At 57.6% G+C, this 21,487-nt stretch carries 21 protein-coding genes and 3 pseudogenes; 10 read left to right on the forward strand and 14 right to left on the reverse strand.

Translation table 11 applies throughout. The features are described 5' to 3' along the window. Positions 1–112: 112 nt before the first annotated feature. Positions 113–487 (forward strand): annotated as a pseudogene (locus tag IQ254_RS19780) (four helix bundle protein); the annotation flags it as partial. Positions 488–591: 104 nt separating this feature from the next. On the opposite strand, the gene IQ254_RS19785 reads toward IQ254_RS19780, so the two are convergent. Next, positions 592–2,112 carry a GUN4 domain-containing protein gene (locus IQ254_RS19785; RefSeq protein ID WP_193967883.1) on the reverse strand — a complete coding sequence of 507 codons (1,521 nt, stop codon included), beginning with the start codon at positions 2,110–2,112 and terminating at the stop codon, positions 592–594. 137 nt (positions 2,113–2,249) lie between these two features. Here IQ254_RS19785 and IQ254_RS19790 point away from each other — a divergent pair. Next, positions 2,250–2,665 (forward strand): annotated as a pseudogene (locus IQ254_RS19790) (XisH family protein). Further along, positions 2,653–2,988, forward strand: a complete 336-nt coding sequence (locus IQ254_RS19795) for a XisI protein (protein ID WP_193967884.1) — start codon at positions 2,653–2,655, stop codon at positions 2,986–2,988. The pseudogene IQ254_RS19790 and the gene IQ254_RS19795 overlap by 13 nt, the downstream one beginning before the upstream one ends. A gap of 202 nt (positions 2,989–3,190) precedes the next feature. Here the strand turns inward: IQ254_RS19795 and IQ254_RS19800 are convergent, their stop codons facing one another. From IQ254_RS19800 to IQ254_RS19830, 8 genes are all read right to left on the reverse strand, one after another. After that, positions 3,191–4,954, reverse strand: coding sequence for an N-acetylmuramoyl-L-alanine amidase (locus tag IQ254_RS19800; protein WP_193967885.1), 1,764 nt, complete (start codon positions 4,952–4,954; stop codon positions 3,191–3,193). A 73-nt stretch (positions 4,955–5,027) separates the two neighbouring features. Then, positions 5,028–6,338 carry an LCP family protein gene (locus IQ254_RS32180; protein ID WP_193967898.1) on the reverse strand — a complete coding sequence of 437 codons (1,311 nt, stop codon included), beginning with the start codon at positions 6,336–6,338 and terminating at the stop codon, positions 5,028–5,030. Between the two features lie 311 nt (positions 6,339–6,649). Beyond that, positions 6,650–7,009 carry a hypothetical protein gene (locus tag IQ254_RS19810; RefSeq protein WP_193967886.1) on the reverse strand — a complete coding sequence of 120 codons (360 nt, stop codon included), beginning with the start codon at positions 7,007–7,009 and terminating at the stop codon, positions 6,650–6,652. A gap of 246 nt (positions 7,010–7,255) precedes the next feature. Further along, positions 7,256–8,236 (reverse strand): class I SAM-dependent methyltransferase, encoded by a 981-nt coding sequence (locus IQ254_RS19815; RefSeq protein ID WP_193967887.1) that lies wholly within the window; start codon positions 8,234–8,236, stop codon positions 7,256–7,258. Positions 8,237–8,312: 76 nt separating this feature from the next. Next, a complete protein-coding gene (gene coaBC / locus IQ254_RS19820) occupies positions 8,313–9,551 on the reverse strand; it encodes a bifunctional phosphopantothenoylcysteine decarboxylase/phosphopantothenate--cysteine ligase CoaBC (protein WP_193967888.1) in 1,239 nt (412 codons plus the stop codon). 105 nt (positions 9,552–9,656) lie between these two features. Beyond that, positions 9,657–9,869, reverse strand: coding sequence for a DUF2555 domain-containing protein (locus IQ254_RS19825; protein WP_193967899.1), 213 nt, complete (start codon positions 9,867–9,869; stop codon positions 9,657–9,659). A 96-nt stretch (positions 9,870–9,965) separates the two neighbouring features. Next, positions 9,966–10,541, reverse strand: a complete 576-nt coding sequence (locus IQ254_RS31670; protein ID WP_369011330.1) for an alpha/beta hydrolase — start codon at positions 10,539–10,541, stop codon at positions 9,966–9,968. Then, entirely contained in the window at positions 10,532–11,581 is a 1,050-nt protein-coding gene (locus IQ254_RS19830) for a rhodanese-related sulfurtransferase (protein ID WP_193967889.1), read from the reverse strand. Before IQ254_RS19830 ends, IQ254_RS31670 begins: the two co-directional genes overlap by 10 nt. A 377-nt stretch (positions 11,582–11,958) precedes the next feature. Between IQ254_RS19830 and IQ254_RS19835 the strand changes: the two genes are divergently transcribed. From IQ254_RS19835 to IQ254_RS19845, 4 genes and pseudogenes are all read left to right on the forward strand, one after another. After that, complete coding sequence (locus tag IQ254_RS19835) at positions 11,959–12,189, forward strand: hypothetical protein (protein ID WP_193967890.1); 231 nt, start codon at positions 11,959–11,961, stop codon at positions 12,187–12,189. Then, a pseudogene (locus IQ254_RS33745) lies at positions 12,186–12,448 on the forward strand (type II toxin-antitoxin system RelE/ParE family toxin). Before IQ254_RS19835 ends, IQ254_RS33745 begins: the two are co-directional and overlap by 4 nt. A 183-nt stretch (positions 12,449–12,631) precedes the next feature. Next, a complete protein-coding gene (locus IQ254_RS19840) occupies positions 12,632–12,898 on the forward strand; it encodes a DUF4258 domain-containing protein (protein ID WP_193967891.1) in 267 nt (88 codons plus the stop codon). Next, positions 12,888–13,088: a DUF2283 domain-containing protein gene (locus IQ254_RS19845; RefSeq protein ID WP_193967892.1), complete on the forward strand. Its 201-nt coding sequence runs from the start codon at positions 12,888–12,890 to the stop codon at positions 13,086–13,088. Before IQ254_RS19840 ends, IQ254_RS19845 begins: the two co-directional genes overlap by 11 nt. Positions 13,089–13,190: 102 nt before the next feature. Here IQ254_RS19845 and IQ254_RS19850 read toward each other — a convergent pair whose 3' ends face one another. The 3 genes from IQ254_RS19850 to IQ254_RS19860 form a co-directional block, all read right to left on the reverse strand. Next, entirely contained in the window at positions 13,191–14,042 is an 852-nt protein-coding gene (locus IQ254_RS19850) for a histone deacetylase (protein ID WP_228040906.1), read from the reverse strand. Between the two features lie 102 nt (positions 14,043–14,144). Further along, on the reverse strand, positions 14,145–14,942 hold the full coding sequence (locus IQ254_RS19855) for a hypothetical protein (protein ID WP_228040900.1): 798 nt from the start codon (positions 14,940–14,942) through the stop codon (positions 14,145–14,147). A 152-nt stretch (positions 14,943–15,094) separates the two neighbouring features. Then, a complete protein-coding gene (locus tag IQ254_RS19860) occupies positions 15,095–16,060 on the reverse strand; it encodes a peptidoglycan DD-metalloendopeptidase family protein (RefSeq protein ID WP_228040901.1) in 966 nt (321 codons plus the stop codon). A 300-nt stretch (positions 16,061–16,360) separates the two neighbouring features. On the opposite strand from IQ254_RS19860, the gene IQ254_RS19865 reads away from it, so the two are divergent. Then, positions 16,361–17,617: an HhoA/HhoB/HtrA family serine endopeptidase gene (locus IQ254_RS19865; protein WP_193967895.1), complete on the forward strand. Its 1,257-nt coding sequence runs from the start codon at positions 16,361–16,363 to the stop codon at positions 17,615–17,617. Between the two features lie 198 nt (positions 17,618–17,815). Here the strand turns inward: IQ254_RS19865 and larB are convergent, their stop codons facing one another. Then, positions 17,816–18,610 (reverse strand): nickel pincer cofactor biosynthesis protein LarB, encoded by a 795-nt coding sequence (gene larB, locus IQ254_RS19870; protein ID WP_193967896.1) that lies wholly within the window; start codon positions 18,608–18,610, stop codon positions 17,816–17,818. Between the two features lie 273 nt (positions 18,611–18,883). Between larB and IQ254_RS19875 the strand changes: the two genes are divergently transcribed. Continuing rightward, positions 18,884–19,246: a hypothetical protein gene (locus IQ254_RS19875; protein WP_193967897.1), complete on the forward strand. Its 363-nt coding sequence runs from the start codon at positions 18,884–18,886 to the stop codon at positions 19,244–19,246. 199 nt (positions 19,247–19,445) lie between these two features. On the opposite strand, the gene IQ254_RS19880 is transcribed toward IQ254_RS19875, so the two are convergent. Then, entirely contained in the window at positions 19,446–20,390 is a 945-nt protein-coding gene (locus tag IQ254_RS19880) for a phosphoribulokinase (RefSeq protein WP_193967901.1), read from the reverse strand. 203 nt (positions 20,391–20,593) lie between these two features. On the opposite strand from IQ254_RS19880, the gene IQ254_RS19885 reads away from it, so the two are divergent. Then, the coding region (locus IQ254_RS19885; RefSeq protein ID WP_193967902.1) for a peptidase U32 family protein at positions 20,594–21,487 on the forward strand (894 nt) is incomplete at its 3' end.

The following is a 21,487-nucleotide window of genomic DNA, read 5'->3' on the forward strand; positions in this document are numbered from 1 at the left end:
TTTTCCCAACAGTCCGCCCACTCTACTTTTGTCTAAATTCATCGCCGCTAAGCTAGACTCCTGCCCCAGCGCTGGTGCACCTGACTTGGCGGCCTAGAAATCCAATCAAGAACTTAGGACTGCCCAGTTTAAGGACAGGACGAAGAAATTGGCGCTGCGGCTTATTCGGCTGGTAGAAGCGTTGCCCAGGAAGCGATCGACTGAGGTGATAGGCAAACAGTTGATTCGCTGTGGAACGTCGGTGGGAGCAAACTATCGAGCGGCTTGTCGAGCGAAATCGTTACCCGATTTGATCGCCAAACTCGGTATTGTAGAAGAAGAGGCGGACGAATGTCTCTATTGGATAGAACTACTAGTGGAAGCAGGGGAAGTGCCTGAAAATCAGGTGAAGAGCCTGATGGCTGAAACAAACGAAATCTTGGCAATGACAGTTGCCTCAATCAAAACCCTCCGTCACAGAAAAAATAATCCAAAATCCCAAATCTAAAATCCAAAATCGAACGTGCCAGGTAACGGATCGCTGAAAGGACGGTAAATGGTGTAAAAAGCAGGCGTTTACAAACCTTTAAAAACCCCTAGAACTGGCTCGTGCTACAGTTTACAAGTCTCTGCGCGAGAGAAGAGAGACACACACAGCGCGACCACACCCCCCCACGAAACGATAAACAACAACCACCCACAGGGAAATTCTCCCGTGGGAGATAAAGAGGGATTAGCTTTTAGGTCGCTGTAGTTCAAATAGTTACCCGCTTTGCGCCAGCCGACGCGATCGCAAAATGCTTCCCAAGTCTCTTTATGATACTGGCTGTCGAGCGGGTTGCCGGTTTCTACATAAATTTGTTTCTGCACACTAAAGCCAAATTTGCCCTGGCTATAGTTCACCCACAGCCGATCAATGGTCAGCAGGTCAGCACAGGGAAAGTTCAAAAGTTCGTCTTCGGTGAACCAGTCGCCCGACTTTTTGCCCACAGCGCGGATCATCACCTCGTAGGTTTCCCGATCAGCGGCGCGCCAGTCCTGGGCTTTTAGCAGGTCGCGCAGGCGGGTGTAGTCGATGCCTTTTTCGCTGCTGAGGTCGTCTTCAAGACGTAGGTCTTCTTTTTCTGCCCCGAATGATTGACTGGGATTTATCAACTCTTTGAACTTTTTCACAACAAACTGAATTTGACCTTCAGCTTCTGACCGTAACTTTAGCTTGTGAGTCTCAGCTAATTTTTGAGCAGCTCTAGGATGCCCCATCTGATCGGCTCGGAAAAAATCGGCAATTGCCTTGTCATAGTTATCTTGGCTTAGGTGATATCGACCACTTTTGTAGTGTTCGGCAGCTTGGCGCTGTTGCTCGGCTTCAGCTGCCCTCCGTTTCTGCTCAGTCTCTTCCTGTTCGCGCTGTTTATACTCAGTTTCGGCTTGGGTCTGGCGCTGCCGCTCGGCAGTCGCCAGGGCTTCTCGATGTCTAGCTTCGGCGGGCTCTCGGATAGGTCGCTCAATGGGGTCAATATCGTCATCTTGTAGCCCTAACTGTTGCTGCAAAGCTTTGAGTTTACCCAGAGCGGCCTGGCTGAGGGGATAGCCTGCCTGCACAGCGTCAGCAAATATCTGCCCATAGTGCGCCAGGTTGGCGGCATAGTCTGCCTGCACCTGCTCTTGCCGCAACTGCTGAATTTTGTCGTACAGCCCTTCGGCAATGCTGGTATAAGCGGCATCTAGGTAAGCCCACTCCCGGATAGGTTTAGCATCCTTGGGCAGCGCCTGGAGGTCGCCTAGGTGCATATCGCCCACAGGTACATGCTTCCATAGGCACGATCGCAAAATCACCGGAATTACGCAGGCAGTTCCAGCTTTGTGTCGGGCGATCGCACGGCTCAGCTCCACGGTGTAGCAGTAGTCTGAGTTGATAAAGTCTACGCTGACCAGCAGCAAAATAATCTGCGCCTTCTCCAGATTTTCTTTGATCTGCGGCTCCCACTCTTCGCCGGGGCCAATGCAGCCGTCATGCCAACTGTGAATGAGCTGGCTGCGCCTGAGCGGCTCCAGGTGGCCCACTAGGTCTTGCATCAGATCTTGATCTTTGCGGGAGTAAGAGAAAAAGATCGGGAGGGGTTCGCTGGGCATCCGCAAGTGCCTGTACTGCCTGGATTAGCCCCATGATAACCCGGCTTCAAACTTAGCGGGGTCGGGGTGGTTAAATAACTAGGGCTGGCAGATCCTAGAATGGGGCCAGAGCTGCGATCGCCCGTACACGTTCACCCATGGCCGCCAAAGACTTGTTTCACGATGCTGTCAAACGCGCCCTCGAAAAAGACGGCTGGACAATTACCCACGATCCGCTTTTCATCAGCTTCGGCGGCGTTGAAATGTACGTTGATTTGGGGGCCGAAAGGATTTTGGCGGCCCAGCGGGGAAACGAGAAAATTGCAGTAGAGATCAAAAGCTTTGTAGGCGCTTCGGCCACAACCGAGTTCAGCATGGCATTGGGTCAGTTTCTCAAATATCAGCTTGCCCTAGAAGAAGAACAGCCCGATCGCACTCTCTACCTGGCTATTCCTGTAGATGCAGAGCGGGAGTTTTTCGGCTAGAGCTGCCCCGCCGCCTGGTTGAGCGCTATGGAGTCCGGTTAGTGATTTACGATCCAGAAGAGGAGGTGATTGTGAAATGGGCAGCGTAGAGCACTATCGTCAGCTGGTTCGAGAGCTTTTGACCGAGTACAGCCAGGTCGACTTTAGCAATCCACAGCTAGAAACCGAGCTAATTTTTGACCTTCAGCGCGATCGCTACCAGGTCGTCCACGTGGGCTGGTCAAACAAGCGGCGGGTCTACGGCTGCGTGCTGCACCTCGACATCATTGACGGCAAAATCTGGATTCAGCACGACGGCACCGAGGGCGGCATCGCCAACGAACTGGTCGATCGCGGCGTGCCCAAGCACGACATTGTGCTGGGGTTTCACTCGCCGTTTAAGCGCCAGTTCACCGAGTTTGCCGTAGGCTAGGGTGCCAAATCTGCCCTACTCACTGGAATAAGGTAAGCAGTGCTCACCAATGGAGAAAATACTCTCACCCATCCACTCATCCACCCATTCATACCAAATCCTGACTGAATACCCCCGGTTCGTAGGGGCATAGCAAGCTATGCCCCTACGAGGTTCCTGATGATGAATTAGGGTTTCCCAAATCGGATTTCGTATCACTCCCCTACTCCTCTGCTGCTTGCCGCACCCACAGCTCCACCCCCTCCGCCAGGGTTTCCGCCAGCTTCGCCTGCTCCTGAGGGTCCACAATCCACTCAAACTCGGTGGGGTTGATCATAAAGCCCAGTTCCAGGAGCACTGAGGGAGCCACATGGGGGCGGGTGAGGGCGAGGTTGTTCCAAAAGACCCCGTAGGAGGGGCGATCGAGCTCGGTGACCAGGTAGTCGTGGAGAAACTGGGCCAGGCTGTGGGATTGGGTGTTGAACCAAAAGGCACCGATGCCAGCGGTATTCTCGGCATCACCGGCATCGGGGAGGGCGTTGTAGTGGATGCTGAGGGCCAGGGTGGGCTCGACCTGGTTGATCTGGGCGGGGCGATCGTTGACGCCAACGGTGCTGTCGTCGGTGCGGGTCATGATCACGGTGGCGCCGCGCGCCTCTAGGGCGGTTTGCAAGAGGCGGGAGACGGTCAGGTTCACCGCTTTTTCGGGGGTGCCATCGGGGCCACGAGAGCCCAGTTCGTCGCCGCCGTGGCCGGGGTCAACCAGAATGGTGGTGCCTGCTAAGGGACGAGAGACTTGGACGGCGGGAGGCTGACGTAGGGAGAGTATCAGAGTGGTGCCCTCGTAGCGGAGCTTGTAGCCCCACTGCTGGTCGGTTTTGAGATGAAAGCGGTATTGGGCCTGGTCGGGCAGCACAGGATTCCAGTCGAGGCGCTCGACCAGACCATCGTCGGTGACGTAGATGGTATCGGTTTGGGGCACGGTGTTGTGCAGGGTGAGGGTGAAGGTGTCGGTGTCTTGCTGAATGCTGACGGGCACCGACACCTGCAGCGGGAAGTAGATTTCTGTCCAGCCGGGTACCTGGCGGGAGGTGACGCCGCGAATCAGCGATCGCGGCAGCGCCCCCCCATCCACCGCCTGGGTTTCGCTGGCTCGAATCCAGCCGCCGTAGTCGAGGCGCAGCCAGTCGCCCTCGCGGCCCGTGACGCGGGCGCGGGTGCCCTGGGGCAGCGGGGTCAGGCGCGAATAGTCGGTGCTGGGGCCGGTGCGGGCCACGCCAGCGGCGGCGGTGATTTCCACCACTGCAATGGTGTTTGGGTTCAAAATGCTCACCGCGCCAGAGGCCTGGGCGGTGACGGTGGCCCCGTTTTGGGTGAGTCGATAGGTCGGTTGCCCCAGATTGCCGGGCTCTGGGGCCATAAAGCAGCTTTCGTAGCGGCTGGGGCCAGCGGTAGGGCTAGCCTGGTCGGTGAGGACGGCGGAGTTGGGGGGCAGATCGGCGCGATCGCCCTGGGGCAGCAGGGTATAGCTCTCCCCGGCTAGGGTTGCACTGACGGTAGCGTTGGCTGGAGCCACGGCCCCCAGACACACCCAATCCCCTGGCTGGCGCGCAATATTCACACCGGGCACCAAAGAGTCTGCGGCAAAGCCCAGGGTCTCGGGCAGAATTGGCCCCGGTGCAACTCGCGTCACCGTAATCGACAGGGTTTGCTCACCCTGAGTGAAGGTAAACGTGTTAGCGCCTAGCTCCAGGGCACGGGTCGGGGCAAAATGGCCCGATGCGCTCTGGTCTGCAATCGGCTCGCCATTGAGCAACACGGGCTGATTGGCTGCCGCTGTGCCAATAAAAAAGATCTGGGCCGCTATCGTTTGGTGGCCATCAGGCGGATACACCACCTGGAGCGGTGCCTCTGCCCAGGCAACGGTGGTCATGCTCAATGTCCCTAGCCCTGCCAGCGCGGCTGCGCCCCAACTCCATTGCGCCATAGACGGCTGACCCACTGCGATCGCTACCCAGTCAGTCTACGCCCCTGGGCCGCGATCGCCCAACCTCAACCGCCTAAAACGACTCGCCCAGCCCCTGCTTCCAGTCTTCACCCAGCTGAATCGTGATGTCAGAGTTTAAGGCCCCGGTACTCTCAATGCGCACTTCACCCAGGCCCAAAAAGCGATGCACCATTTCAGCGGTGGCGCCATCGCCACGCTGGGCCACAATTCGGCTAATGGGCAGGGGTTCGTTAAGCGTTTTGTCTACAAAAATATTAGAGTAGCCGCTGTCGCGCAGGGCTGTCGTTAAGGCCTGCACCGCCGCCGGGTCGTGGGTGCTGTCTTGAATCGCCACCTTGACCCGGCTGGGTTCACGAGTCGTCGCCACCTGCTGAGCGCCAAACCCAAAATACTGATCGACCATACCGTCGATATCGTCGTAGCTGGGGAGCCAATAGCTGGCAGCAAAGTCTTGGGGGCTGCTAAAGTTACCCGGCAACATCAACAGCTGGACGTTGGAGCGGTTGATCTGTGACCCATAGCCCACCAGGGCCAGCAGCTCTTCCACCGCTAGATTAGTGTCAACGTTCTCTTGAATGACCGACAAGATTTTGGGCAGTCGGGTAATGGTGGCCGGGTTAAGCACTTGTTCGGCCATAGCCCGCATAAACATCTGCTGCCGCTGAATGCGACCAATATCGCCCTGGGCATCATAGCGAAACCGCAAAAACTGTAGCGCTTTATCGCCGTCTAGCTTTTGTTCACCGGCCTTGAGATCGATATATAAGTGCTGGCTCTCGTCGGTATACTTCATGTCACTGGGTACGTTCACCGTGACCCCACCCAAGGCATCAATCAGCTTTTCGACCCCCTGTACGTTAATGCGCACATAGCGATCGATACCCACTCCACCCAGCAAGTCACTGACTGATTCTGCTGCCAGAGCTGGGCCACCGTAGCGGTTAGCCTCATTGAGCTTGGTCAACTGACCCCGCACATAGGTACGTGTATCGCGGGGCAGCGATAGCACGACTAACTGCTGGGTTTGCGGGTTAAACCGCAGCAGTAACATCGAGTCTGATAGGCCATCAAAGGAATTGACCAGAGCGTGGTAACCCACGCCTTCCAACTCGGAGGGCACCTCATTAACATCCGTCGTCAGCACCTTAACGCCCAAGACTAAGATGTTGACCGGACGAGTCAGGCGCGGTAGCCGTAAGCTACCCGTCGAGGAGATCGACTCTTCCTGGTTGAAAATCCCGGCTTCTTCAGCACTTAGCGGCTGCTGCTGGAGAGGGGCCGCCGAGAGCGAAACCGCCAACAGGGCCCCGCCAATGCCAGATACCCCAGCTACCCCGGCCAAAGCAACGCCCAGCGCTAGCATGCGTGGAACGCGTCGCTGGCGAGCCTGCGTTTGAGGTGGACGGCCCTGGGGCGAACGGGCGTTGTGATGTTGGGGATTACGTTGAGACACCAGAAACCTCAATAAGGCAGTGAGAATTAGAAATCTCTACAGAATACAGGCCCAGGACGAAGGAAACCTGCAAAATTTTTAGCTGCATGTTAACAGCAATTTAGAGCATCGGCCCAAATAGTCTAGGCCAGCGACAATAACTTACGTTAATTTTGGCTCTAGAAAGCCGCGATCGCCCCGAACTAATCTCACCCTCGCGCACAAAACCTCTGACCATTGGCTTAGGGTAGACGCTTACTCAGCTGGCTAAAGCCGGGCAAATGAACCGATTTACCCTGCAACAGTCGCACCATCAGCACCAGATTAGTCAGGGTATAACCGGTCGTTACCAGCGTATTTGTGATCAGCAAGCGCAACGATAGCCCCGGCGCTAGATGACTGCCAGCACTCAGCACACCGTAGGCCACAATCCAGGTCAGCGCCAGGGTGACTACCAGGCGACTCACCGCTAGCTCTTGGCGGCTACCCTGCTTTTGCCACAGGCTAAACATCGCTGGCACTACCCCAAAAACAGGCACCAAATAAAGAGTCAGCTTCAAACGTTCGAGGGTTTCACCCGAGCTGGGGCTAGCTTTTTTCATGGTGGCAATGTGTCTTAAGGGAAAGGACAGCAGCAGTGTAGTAGTTGGGCGTTATGCCCAAAGCTTGACCTAGGTAACCAGCATACTCCTACGACTCATAGGTCTAATCTACCCGGACTTGATCTGAGATTGCGATCGCTGATCATAGTCGATAACGCTGGTAGGCCTTAAGTTTCGGGTAGAGGATAACTCTTGGTAATCACGGTTGCGATTCGGTAAGGCTGGGATGAGAGCCCCCAGACCCGCTTAAATGGCCTTGCCAATCAAGGTACGGTGCCGAGGGCTGTTGAGGGCGATCGTCGGTTGCTCAAACCCAGCGGCTAGGAAGGCCGCCTCTATATCTAGGGTGAAATACTCATCTAGATAGGGTTCAGTGCTTTTGAGCAGGGTCAAGACAACGGGGGGCAGCGTTTGCATCACCTCCGATCGCGGATTCATATCCATAATCGCCAGGTGACCCCCAGGGCGCAGCAGCCGACGGGCCTCTTGCATGATGGCTCGAGCCGCCGATTGCGGCAGCTCGTGGAAGACCAGGCAGGCCGATACCAAATCGTAGGTTGCCGCTGGCAATCCGGTGGCCTCGCCAGCGGCATGGTGCCAGGTGATGGCAGCCGTCTGTGATGACGCCTCGCCGTTTTCCAGGCGTTCCTGCTGCCGATACTGGGCCACTGCCAGAAAATAAGGCGACAAGTCTACCCCGGTCAAACGGGCCTGGGGAAATGTTGCTTGAAATGCTTCAGTGCTGAGGCCCACGCCGCAGCCGATATCCACTACGGTTTCGGGAGCCTGGGGGAGTTGTGCAATCAGCACATCGTGATAGCTCTGGCGCAGACATTCATCGCCAGCGGCCCCAGCTTCTGGCCAGATTTTGGCGTGCACCGCCTGGGAGGCCACCTCTACTTCCATGGCCGGTTGCCAGCCGAGGTTGCCCTCGTCGTAGGCGTGAAAGCTGGTGGTGTAGTAGCCGGGGTAAACTAGCTCGGGGTTTTGCAGCGCCGCCAAATCAGCCTGCCACAGGGGGGATAGGGTGGCTGTGCCACCGCTAGAGGTGGGGCCGCCGCGACGTTGTAACGCCTGCACGCGTTCTCGCCAGGGCACACCGATGGTTTCGGCCCGGGTCACCATCATGTGGCGGGCGCGTCCCTTGGCAAAATTCCACAGGGGCTTGATCGAGAGCACCTGATTTACCATGCTGGAGAGCAGGTTGGGTGCGGGGGTAGCAGTCATAGCAGCCAGCAACAGAATGAGCACAGCCCTATTGTAGGGGGTGGACGGGGGCCGAATAAACCGGGTGTGGCACCCGTTAGAACCCGGCCCTCAGCAGCGCGTCCCAGAGCTGGTGGGCCAAGTTCAGCTTGGTGCAGGGCGGAATCGTCAGCGGGTCGCCGGTTTTGGTCAGCAGAATGGCCTGGTTGCGATCGCCCCCAAAGCCACTCCCTGGCAGGTCAATCGGGTTGGCCACAATCGCGTCTAACCCCTTGCGTCGCAGCTTGTCCAGCGCAGGCGGAATAACATCTCCCGTCTGCGCCGCAAAGCCAATCAGCCGCTGGTGCGGCTGCCGCTGGTGGGCCAGATCGGCCACAATATCGGGCACCTGGGTCAGGGGTAAAGATGCTGGCAGGTCGGCCTTGGCCAGCTTGGTAGATGCCTGGGTAGCCGGTTTCACGTCAGCCACCGCCGCCGCCATCACCACCCAGTCGGCCTGGGGTAGGGAGGTGAGCATCGCCCGGTGCATTTCCTCGGCAGTTGTGACATCAATAGTTTGGATTCCCTCCAGACGGGCTTTAAGAGAAGCTTCTACTGGGCCGTGCACCAGGGTGACCGTCGCGCCGCGATGGAGCGCCGCCTGGGCTAGCGCGATCCCCATTTTGCCGCTGGCGGGGTTGCCGATAAAACGCACAGGATCGAGATATTCCCGCGTGCTGCCGGTGCTAATCAGCAGGTGCTTCCCGGCCAGGTCACGCTGCCCCCCGGTGTGCAGCAGCGAGTGCATGTGGGTGAGGATGGCCTCGGGTTCGGCCATGCGCCCGGCCCCGATGCGATCGCAGGCCAGCACCCCACTGCCTGGGTCGATGGCGTGATAGCGGGCATCCTGCAACAGCAGCTGCCAGTTGCGCTGCACCGCCTGCTGTTGCCACATATCGGTGTTCATCGCCGGAGCCAGCAGTACCGGGCAGGTTGAGGCCAGCACTGTATTGGTCAACAAATTATCGGCCAGACCCTGGGCCAACTTGCCCAGGGTGTTGGCGCTGAGGGGTGCAATAACTAATAGCTCGGCCCATTCGCCCAGCTCGATGTGCAGGGGGCGGCCCTGGGTGGCCTGCCAAAATGCTTCGTCGGTGTAGGCTGGGTGCCGTGACAGTGTCGCCACCGTCAGCGGCGAGATAAACGCCTGCCCCTGCTGGGTGAGCATTACCCGCACCGCGATCCCTGCCTGGGCCAGCGATGAGATGACGGTACAAACTTTGTAGGCCGCAATACCGCCGCTAATGCCCACCAACACCCGCCGGGGAGCTGCCACCGTTGTAGAACGACCGGTCATACCAAAGCTAAAATATCGCTGCCAACAAACGATACCCTAGGGGCGAACAACGCAGTGCCCCTAGGGTATAGGAGAATTCATAGACAGGATTTGGCCCCCGAAAATCTACGACTCGTCGTAGGCTTCTAGATCGAGCAGATAGACGTAGGACTCAACCAGTTCAGGCCGTTGAAATGCTATGGCCCGGAGCAAGTGCCAGTCTTGCAGGCCTTCAAAGGCATTATCGTAGGCATCGGTCTCTAGTCGAGAGGCGAGTTCAGCCACCGTATCCGGCGTCATATCTGAAACAGCCTGCTGCGAAACATGTAGGCTCTGCATAGTCTTTTCCCCCTTAGCGACATTTGCCCTGCCACTGCGCGATCGCCCCGGATGGGCAATCTTTGACATCGCAGCCCAGGGTCAGATCACCTTCCTTTATCCTAATGGGTTGACCAGGGTATTCTCCCCGGCCTGCCTCAAATCTTCGCAAAACTGACTGATTAGTGCCATTACCTGGGGCGGGATTTCATGGCCCATGGCGATCTCATGCCAGGTGATCGGCTGCCCGACCGCCGCTAGGGCTGTCTGGGTCTGGTGCGCCAAACCCACGGGCACCACCGGATCAAACGCTCCATGTACCACCATGACCGGGCGATCGCTAACGGGCGCTTGGGCCTCGCCATGGAGATAACCACTGAGAATAATCTGACCAGCCAGCGGCAATTGCGGCCCGATATCCAGCGCCATCGCACCGCCCTGGGAGAATCCGGCCAAAATAGTGCGTTCTAAAGGCACTCGGGTGGTCTGGGCTAGGTTGATTAGCCATGTCTTCAACTGTGCTCGACTGGCTTGCAGATCCTCCTGCGCAGCAAAATCATGGGCAGAGCGAAAGTCATACCCGACCGGAAAGCTGTACCACATACGCCCCCCGGTCACCTGGGGATGGGGCCAGGGGGCGTCGGGAAAAACCATAGCAAAATTACTCAACCCCAGGTAGGGAGCTAACCCCACCAGGTCGGCGGCATTGGCTCCCCAGCCGTGGAGGGCGACCAGACACCAGTCGGCGATGCCATCGGTGGGGCCATAGGTGAGCGATTGGAGTGATTGGAGCGATTGGTCGGGAGTAAGCATGGAGAACCGAGCGTTTTTGGATTTTGGATTTTGGCGGCTAAAAAAGGGGGGCAGCGATCGCGTTGGCGGGCCTCTAACCGGGCCTGCTTGGCGGGCGTTAGGGCGGCGTAGCAGTGGGGGCAGCTAATGCCCACCTGGTAGTGGGGTGAGGCCTGCTCGGTGGGGCTAACGGGGTAGCCGCAACCGAGGCAGAGAGCGTGCTCGGTCGGCTGGAGGTGGTGATCTACGGCGACGCGATCGTCAAACACAAAGCAGTCGCCCTGCCACAGACTCACCTCTTTTGGCACGGTCTTCAGGTAGTTGAGAATGCCACCCTTGAGGTGGTAGACCTGGTCGAACCCGTGCGATCGCAGGTAGGCGGTGGCTTTTTCACAGCGAATGCCACCAGTACAAAACATCGCCACTTTTTTGTGCTGGGTCGGGTCAAGGTGGGTGGCTACATAGTCGGGCAAGTCTCGAAAGGAATGGGTTTGGGGATTTACCGCGCCCTTGAAGGTCCCGAGTTCAACCTCAAAATCGTTGCGGGCGTCGATCACCACAACGTCAGGATCGGTGATGATCTGATTCCAGTTGCGGGGATCAACGTAGGTGCCCACCTCCTGCTGCGCGGGGTTAATGTCGGGCCTGCCCAGGGTGACGATCTCTTTTTTGAGCTTGACCTTCATGCGCTCAAAGGGGGCCTCTGCAGTGATGGACTCTTGATGGGGAAAAGGCCCAATCTCGGGATGGGTTTGCAGCCAGGTTAGACACCGATCGATCCCATCCCGCGCACCGGCAACGGTAGCGTTGAGCCCCTCGGGTGCCAGCAGAATGGTGCCGCGCAGCCCCCAGCCCAGGCATTGCTCCAGCAGTTCAACCCGCAGTGCCCCCGGCTCGCTCAGCGGCGCAAATTTGTAAAAGGTGGCGATCACCCAAACCATGACAACATCTCAACGGGCAAAGCTCCAATTATAAAGCTTGAGGCTGGTACGCCCCGGCAAGCATGTCGCGCCAAAACTCCCAATTATCCGTAGGGTGGGTCATCGCTATTGACCTTAGCCCTGCACTGTAGCCAGCCACCCCGACCCACCGCTCACCCAATAGGAGAATCTTACTATGGGTAAGCGAATGCGTTGTGTCCCAGCCACAGCCCTTCACAGTTGCCCAATTGACCAGGGCCGGGAACACACCCTACCCTTGCTAGTTCCTGGCTCCTAGAGCCTGTAACAGAACAACGTCCTGGTTTAAGTTGCTATCCCAAAAACCATTCCAGGGACAAATTAAGCTACCTTAGCCATATAGTTTTTTGCTTGAGCTGATGTCTTCGTCTGCCATTACAACGGTTGTAACCATGATGGAGTTCTTGCCTGCGGCCCTCCAGGAGCAGGTAGCTGAGCATCTGCGCGACTATATTGCCGACTTACAGGATGAGCAACGCTGGGAAGCGTCTTTTCAAAATTCCCAGCATAGTTTAATTGCCGCTGCCAGAAAGGCCAAGCAAGAAATAGCCGACGGTCATGCCACCCCGCTTGACTACGAGCAACTGTGAGATCAGAGGTTCTGCCTTCGTTTTGGGCTGAATATGGACGCTTAAACTCCAAGATTAAGCAAAGCGCTAGGAAAGCTTATCGACTGTGGGCGGAGAATCCTTTTCACCCATCGCTACATTTCAAGTGCATCAATAGCAGGAAAGTATTTGGTCTGTCAGAGTTACGCGCGGCTATCGCGCCATCGGGATTCTGGAGGGTGATACGGTCACGTGGTTTTGGATTGGTAGCCACGACAACTACGAACGATTCTTTGGCTGAGGCGCTACCGCCACCCTCAAGGGTATGACCGAAACCCTCACCGATGCCTCAAAACTGGCTGACGCCTGCACCAAGCTGCTGCCCCTGGTACTTAGCCTGTTTGCTCTGCTCTAAGTTCAGAAACCCACATAATTGATAGAGCGTTGTTGGGTCTTCAGAGCCACCCAGGATAGGCAACCGAAGATGAACATTTTTTGGACAAAACATGCAGAGGAGCGGCAACAGCAGTGGCAGCAACGCTTGGGCATTAGCCGTGAGGAGGTTGAGGCAGTCGTCAAAGTACCTCAGCAGATTGTCATTGAAGACGATATTTATGTGGCCCAGAGTAAACGAGGCAAGGGGCTATTACGAGTACCCTTTGCTGCTGTCGGCGAAACGAGACGAATTATCACTCTGTATTGGACAAATCAAGTAAACCGGTATTGGCAGGACAACCAACATGAAGGTTAAATACGACGCGGAAGCCGATGTGCTTATTTTTGTTATGAAAGATGCGCCGCCCTGCGATGCCATTGCTGAGCCGGGTGGGGTAGTCGTCAGCTATGACGAAAATGCTGAGCCAGTCAGCATCGAGTTTCTCAATGCGTCCAAACGGGAGTTATTCAACCCGAATGAGACTATTCTGCAAGTGCTGAGATGACGGATCAATGGCTCAAGGCCCACACTTCGATAGCCTACAGCTCGATCGTATAGCGGCAGTTCCTGGTCTGTTGCCAGAGAGGGTGGTGGGCAGTGCCCGTGGCTAGAGCCTATGGGTTTGGTACACCTCGGCAGCAGCCCGGTGCAGCAGGGAGTGGCGAAAGATCAGGTCAGGCATCGATTTGCCGTAGCCGCCGCCGATCACGCAGGCGACGGGATAACCGGCCTGGGCACAGCAGTGGAGCACGTAGCGATCGCGCTCATAGATCCCGGTATTCGTCAGCGCCAGTTTCCCCAATAGATCATCCCGATGGGGGTCTGCCCCGGCGTCATAGAGCACCAGGTCAGGGCGTACCTGGGCCAGCAGGTCAGGCACATACTGGGCTAAACAGTTCAGGTAGGCATCGTCTTCCATGCCCAAGGCCAGGGGCACATCCAGATCGCTGGCCTGCTTGCGGGCCGGGAAGTTGTCGTGGCAGTGCATCGAGAAGGTAAACACATTGGGGTCATCCCGAAAGATCCAGGCGGTGCCATCCCCCTGATGCACGTCCAGATCGAGAATCAGCACCCGATTCACGTGGCCCTGCTGCTGGAGGACGCGGGCGGCGATCGCCAGATCGTTAAAAATGCAGAACCCAGAGCCATGGTCGGGAAACGCGTGGTGGGTGCCCCCGGCTGTGTTGCAGGCCAGCCCGTGCTCCAGAGCCAGCTTGGCCGTGAGAATAGTGCCCCCCACCGCTGTACAGGTGCGTTTCACCAGGGCGGTACTCCAGGGCAGGCCAATGCGGCGCTGGGCCTGGGCATCGAGCGTACCCTGGCGATAGGCGTTGACGTAGGCGGGGTGATGGACAAATTCTAGCCAGTGTTGGGGTGGTTCGCCCGGCTGGTAGATCTGGTCAGAGGTGATTACACCATCGCGCAACAGGCGATCGCACAGCAGGCGAAACTTCGGCATCGGAAACCGATGTCCGTCGGGTAGGGGGGCCACATAGTCGGGATGGTAGATAACGGGTAGCTGACTCAAAGCCCCTAGGGAAACGGAATGGCTGAACAGTATCTACATATAGGATGACAGCGATCGCCGCTGACGCATGTCTAGCGCGTGGGCCACACTACCCTCCGGCCAGTCGAGGGGTAGATCGGCCTGGCGAGGTACGACTGCTGGGGTCTGGGCTGGCACCGCTGGTGAGGCCAGGGGCCGACGGCGCGCCGACCTTTTGATGCGTCGGGGCCAGGGCGCAGTACCGGGTTGAGGTATCTGGGCTGCCGATCGCGAAGCCGGTGCCGCCACGCTCCTCAGATCGGGTAACGACTCCACAATCCTAGCGCCAGGGGCAACGATGCTATCTCGCTCCGGTGAATAGGGGGCCAAACGCTTGGGCTGCGGAGGGCGGAGGGAAGCTGCAGATTTAGCCTTTAGGCGAGGCTGAGCAGATTTTGGTTTGGGCCGGGCCGACAGTTTAATTTGCTGGGTGAGCACAAAGCAACCAAAGCCACACAACCCCAGCAAACTAACCAGCCCCCAAAGCGTTACCGCGCTGAAATGAGACGTTTCGGTAGCGGCGGGCTCAACTTGAGGAGCCAGATCGACTCTCTCCGGGGGGGCCACAACCGAGAGGGGGGCCACTGGCATTGTCTCTTGGGGAGCACTGTCTACCCTCTCGTTAAACATCAACCCGTGATAGGCAATCGCGGCAACAAAGACCAGCACCACCCACAACCCACCCAACAAAAACAGTGGCCGATAGGCTAAGAGCCGCGCCCAAAACAGGCTCGATACCACGGCTGGCTCGCGCGACTCAGAAAAAGGCTGGGGGGGAATAGGCAAGGACTGCCTAGAAACATGCTGCGCCATCGGATTACCTGGGGCCACTGGTTCACAAACCTCGGCATTGCCAATACACCCATTAGAGGCAATTGTAGGCGGTCTTGCCCGCAGGCGCTAGGGCTAGCTGGGGGGGATCGCAGCCGAGATATAGGGTCATACTGCCCGTCTGAGGCAGAGACCTACCGCAGTACCATCGCTGGCACAAAATCTTGGGGATCTTGGGCCACCCAACCCATCGGCGAGTTGAGGCGAACCTCAAAGAACACAAACGAGTCGTCGTCGTCGTCGTCATCGTCAGCAGCGGCGGCAACGGGGCCCAGCCGATCGCCCTGGCGTACCGTTTGCCCCGCCCGCACGGCTAGAGTATCTAAATTGGCGTAGCGGGTCTGCAATCCCTGGGCGTGGTTAACCACCACCAGGTTGCCGTATACCCCATCAGACCCGGCAAAAGCGACGGTGCCAGCACCCACCGCCAACACGGACGTACCCGGTGAGCTAGCCAGGGCCACCCCCGTGTTGAATATCAGCTTGCCCTGGGCCGGATCCGGCTGCCAGCCATAGTTGACAACAATTTGCGATCGCTGCGGCAGCGGATAACCCTGGAGCGGGCTGGCTGGGGTGGTCGGAGTCGCCGTCGCCGTGGTGCGCACCCCTGGGAACCAGTTGACCCCCGGCACAAAAACGCTCGTGGGTACTGCAGTGACGCAGCCATTCACCTCAAACAGCACATCGGCGCGGCTATTGTAGGTCTCAGCTACCTGCTGCCAGGTCTGCCCCGGGGCGACGCTCACTCGCAAGCCGTTATAGGGAGGAATCAGCAGCTCTTGCCCCGGGCTTACCGTGCCGCCTTGGGTAGCAGCGTTAAAGCCCATAATCGTAGCGGGTATGAGGCCATAGCGTTGGCCAATAGTTGCCAGGGTTTCACCAGCCGCCACCCGATGGCGCGTCAGCCGCGATAGAACCGGTGGCGGGCAAGCCGCCGGGCTGGATTGTGCGATCGCCCTGGGGGTAAACAGCCCCGTAGCTACCATAGCCACCGTCAAAGCTACCCCTAGCTGCCCCATCGGTGGCGATCCCAGCAGGGGTAGAGCAGCTACCTGACCGATGATCCGGCCAACCAAAGAATCCTGACAATCTATACCCATTTTTAACCTAGCCCATCTAGCTGGGGCCAACTACTCACCCCAGTTACCTATCAGGGGTATAGCCCCTATAATAGGCAACATAAGACTGCTTTGTTCAGGGGTAACTGGAGACCCCTAGCCACTGACTTCCCAGCCCAGACTGGCTACCTAAGGAAATTCTTTGATCTAAAGAATATTCGGTAGCTTAGCTCTAAGCTAGTAAACTCAGCGGTTCTGGGCCAATTACCCCAGGCCTGCCCAGAGCGATCGCGGCAAAAACGGGCAACATCACATCCGGACAGTAGCAGAGGGCATAGAACCATGGACTTGTCGCCAAAGCAGTTTCCCCGGCAGCTTGCGTGGGTAGCCGCAGCCTTGGCAGTGGGGTGCGGTGCAGGCTGGACGGCGCATCGTCACATCTCTCAGCTCAGCCCCGACAATATTGCAGCGCTGGTGCCTGAGTCGGCCTCAGCTTTGACTACCTCCCTCACCCAGGTTGCTGAGCCCACCCCAGAGCCCACTACCCCCAATCAGTTGGGGGGCACCAACGAAAATTTTATTGCCCTGGCGGTAGAGCGGGTCGGCCCAGCGGTGGTGCGCATTGACGCCGAGCGCACAGTGCCCGAAATTTCTCCCGATGCGTTTAATAACCCCTTCTTTCGACGCTTCTTCGAAGAAGACGAGGTTCCTCAGCCTGAGTTGCCCGATCGTCTAGAGCAAGGCACCGGTTCAGGGTTTATTCTCACGGCCAATGGCCAAATTCTGACCAATGCCCATGTGGTAGAAGGTGCTAAAACCGTGCAGGTGACCCTGCGCGACGGGCGCCAGTTCGACGGCCGCGTGGCGGGGGTAGATTCGGTTACCGATGTGGCGGTGGTTAAAATCCAAGCCGAGAGCCTGCCTGCCGTACAGCTCGGCAGTACCCAAGATCTGGCCCCCGGCCAGTGGGCGATCGCCATTGGCAATCCTCTGGGTCTCGACAACACGGTCACCGCCGGTATCATTAGCGCCCTGGGGCGCAGCAGCAACCAGGTAGGTATTCCCGATAAGCGGGTGCAGTTCATTCAAACCGATGCCGCCATTAACCCCGGCAATTCTGGGGGGCCTTTGCTCAACGACCGAGGCGAAGTCATCGGCATGAATACGGCCATTCGCGCCAATGCCCAAGGCCTTGGGTTTGCGATCCCCATCGAGACAGCCAAACGCATTGCCGATCAGCTCTTTGCCACCGGGCAGGCGCAGCATCCCTTTTTGGGCATTCAAATGGTTGAGCTATCGCCGGAAATGGTCGATCGCGTCAATCAAGAGCAAGAGCTCGATTTGCCGATCCCCGAGGAGGACGAACTGGGCGTACTCATTGTTGGCGTACTATCCAACAGCCCTGCTCAAGAGGCTGGCCTAGAGATTGGTGATGTGATTCGCGAGATTGAGGGCTCACCCGTGGTCACCCCCCCAGATGTGCAGACCCGGGTAGAGGTGAGCAAAATAGGCGACACCCTCAACCTGAAGATCAATCGCGATGGCCGCGATCAAACCATTGCCGTTAAGCCCGCCGCTATGCCGACCGATCTGCGGTAGTCGTAGGCGCAGGTGGGGCCTGTATAGCCTGGGTGGTAGGTAGCTCGCAGGAGTAGCCTGTTCGGCAGATGGTAACCACTGCACTGACCTACTCGCCAGAGCATCGGTACAATATGGCTAAAAACCCGGTTTCTTTGTCACCGCCCCAACGGCGTGACTGGCATTCTGGCCAAGAAACCGGGTTTCTGTACCGGCGTTCTAGCGGCTATTCTTCCAGCGGTTATCCGCAAGCCGTGCTCCGGTGCGCAAAATTTGCCCCGCTAGCACCGCTGCTCCAAACCCATTGTCGATATTGACGACACCGATACCTGTCGCACAGGAGTTGAGCATGGTCAGCAGGGCTGAGAGCCCATTAAAGCTGGCCCCATAGCCAACGCTGGTGGGTACCGCCACGATGGGGCAATCGGCCAACCCTGCCACCACGCTGGGTAGTGCCCCCTCCATGCCTGCCACCACAATCAATACATCCACGTCGCGGATCAGCTGGCGATGGCGCAGCAGGCGATGGAGCCCGGCTACCCCCACATCCCACAGGCGTTTGACCGCAAAGCCGCATAGCTCAGCGGTAATGGCGGCCTCTTCGGCTACGGGCAGGTCAGCCGTACCCGCTGTCAGAATGCCAATGGTGCCGGGATGCTGGGCGGCCCAGGAGGAGGGTACCAGGGCGCAGATACGGGCTATGTCGTAGTACACGGTCGCCGGGATGTGCTGCTGCACCTGGGCATAGACCTCTGGCTCGATCCGAGTCGCCATGACCACAGGGTTGTGCTGGTGCAGACTGCGCATAATCTGCACGATCTGATTGACGGTTTTGCCGGGGCCCCAGATCACCTCAGGAAAGCCAGTGCGTAGGGTGCGGTGATGGTCGATTTTGGCAAAGTCGTCGATGGGTTCAAAGTCGAGATACTTGAGTTGGTCAAGGGCGGTCTCGGGGCTAAGCTGCCCCTGAGAAACGGCTTGAAGCAGAGCGCGTAGGGTGTCGGGCTGGGTCACAGAGGAAGTCGCTTAAAAATTAATTGTCACAGGGCTGACATACCCAGGCTACCGCAGTGACACATGGGGCTCTTATCTTAATTATTAATCGTTCACTCCTCAACACCCCAAGCACCGACGTTAGCGTCGGTGCTTTTTTGTGTTGGGCCATCCGGAAAGCAGAGCGGCCATCTGTAAGAAGTAAACAGGCCATGACCAGATAACCTGCTGCGAGCTTGCCTTGTGGTGCGGCGGCCTGAGATGGTATCTGTCCTCGACATTACGCAAACTATTATGAAACGGCATCTATATGCGATCGCCCTAGCCAGCCTGGGCCTGGCCTGTTTTACTCAGCCCGCCACCGCTCGGCCCGAAATTGCCAGTGGTGATCAGCTCTTGACCACCGATGTAGACGGTTGCCTAGCGCGCGCCGACCAGCTAATTACCGACCTGGACGTCGAGTTTGATCAGGGCACGATTGACCGGACGGGCTATTTTGAGGATGGGGCCTTTCGTATTCTGTGCTACGGGGCTGGAGACGACAGTAGCCTAGCCATTGTGTTTGCCTCCCACGAGCAGTCGCCGGATGTGGCCTCAAACTTCATTCAGATGATGCTGACCGAACTCTCCCAAGAAGAGGCGGCATCTCAGCAGTAGAAGCTAGCCGTCGGCGGCGTAACTTTAACGGTGATGGCGTATAGCCGAGGGCTGCAGGCGCTAGGGGCTCGGCAGGCTGGGATGGTGGCTGAATGGCACAAACTATGCCTATAAACCAGAGACTTGGCAGCGTTAAGTCTCTGGTTTATAGGCAACTGCCACAGTGAATGCCAGTGGTTAGCGGCAGCCCCCACTCACTCTATTCGTAGATATTGGCGGCTTTGAGCATGTGGTACGTGATCAGTAGCTGAGTGAGCGCCAGGGGGTAGCTCTGGAGGGTTTCGCCAGTGGTGCCCACCACCTTGCCGATGTCGGTGTTGCCCTGAATGCTGCAAAATTTGCCCAGATAGGGAATTTCGTCGCACAGGGTGCGCTCTAGTTCCTGCACGGGCTTTTCGGTGGCATGGCCGTCGATTTCGAGCACGTCAACGGGCTTACCCATGTCGCGATCGAGATCCAGACGCACGGCATCGCTCAGGAAGCCGCCATTTTTGTCTCCCAGCAGGTGAGTAAAGTCAGGATGGGGAATGGTGGGGCGCATCACCAGACGCACGTTGAGCAGCAGTTCATTTTCACTTTTTTCGTCAACGGGGGGATAGAAAGTCACCACCACATCGGCCCACTGGCGCTGGGGACGAATAAAGGCTTCTGAGTCTTGTTCCCGAGCTTTGATTTGCTCGATGACTTCTTCGGGGGTGTAGCCGCGCTTGCGGGTATCGCGCTTGATTTTCCAGTTGGCGCGCAGCTCTTCAGGCGGGGCAAGATAGACCTTCACGTCGTAGGCATCGCGGCAGGCGCGGGTGGAGTAACCCAGCAGACCTTCCACAATGACAAACCGCCTAGGTTCAATGTACTCAGGGGCGTCAAACTCGCCACTGGTGTGGTTGTAGATGGGTTTGAGAATGGGTTGCCCGGTGCGCAACAAACCTAAATGCTGCTGAATGATGTCGATGTAGTTGCAGTCGGGGTGTAGGGCCGAAATGCGCATCTCTTTGCGCTGTTTGCGATCATAGCGGTGATAGTCGTCGGTACAAATAGTTGTGACCTCGTCTTCGCCTAAAATCTGGGCAATACCCCGCGTCAGGGTGGTTTTACCAGCGGCGCTATCGCCCACAATGCCGAGGATTACCGGACGACTCATAATTCCTCCAGGTTTTACAACCAATAGTTAGTTCACTCATTGTAGGAACCTGGGGGGTCATCACCAAATATTTATTACTCTGCGGACAAAGTCCCGATGGCAAAAATGAATGCAGTTGGGCCGATTGATCAGCTTTTTTAGATCTGTAAAAATAGAAGACATCGCTGATTATCGTCGGGGGTTGCCCCGTGCCCCGTGAAGCTACCATGCCTACGCCCGACCCCACGACCGGCCCACCCTTGTCAGATCCTCGGCTGAGGTTACCCGATCTTTTGGCTCCGGCAGGTAATTGGGACTGCGCTAAAGCGGCGGTCGAAAATGGGGCCGATGCCATCTATTTTGGCCTCGATCGCTTCAATGCCCGGCTGCGGGCCGAAAATTTTACTGAGGCTGACCTGCCAGAGTTGATGGCGTTTCTCCATCGGCGGGGGGTAAAAGGCTATGTCACGTTCAATACGCTGGTCTTTCCGGCGGAGCTAACCGAGGCCGAGCAATACCTCAAAACCATGATTTCAGCGGGGGTAGACGCGGCAATTGTGCAGGATATTGGCCTGTGCCGACTCATTCGCCATCTCTCGCCCGATTTCCCGATCCACGGCTCGACTCAGATGACGGTGACCAGCGCCGCCGGGGTCGAGTTTGCCCAAGACTTGGGCTGCCAGCTGGTAGTGCTGGCGCGGGAGTGCTCGATCAAAGACATCACCAAAATTCAGGCTCAGATGGGCGATCGCAGTCTGGCTTTGCCCCTGGAGGTGTTTATCCACGGCGCCCTGTGTGTGGCCTACTCAGGCCAGTGCCTAACCAGCGAGGCCCTGGGCGGTCGGTCGGCTAACCGAGGCGAATGTGCCCAGGCCTGTCGCATGCCCTATGACCTGATTGCCGATGGCGAACAGATTGATTTGGGCGATCGCGCCTATCTGCTCAGCCCCCAAGACCTCTCTGGCCTAGATGTGCTGCCAGACTTGATTGCTACAGGCATTAGCTGCCTCAAAATTGAAGGCCGCCTCAAATCGCCCGAATACGTGGCCAATGTCACCCGCGTCTACCGTCAGGCCCTAGATCGCTTGTCCCGTGTCAGCGTCTCAGCCCCCCGTCTCCCC

This window comes from Nodosilinea sp. LEGE 07088 (assembly GCF_015207395.1).
GTDB lineage: Bacteria > Cyanobacteriota > Cyanobacteriia > Phormidesmidales > Phormidesmidaceae > Nodosilinea.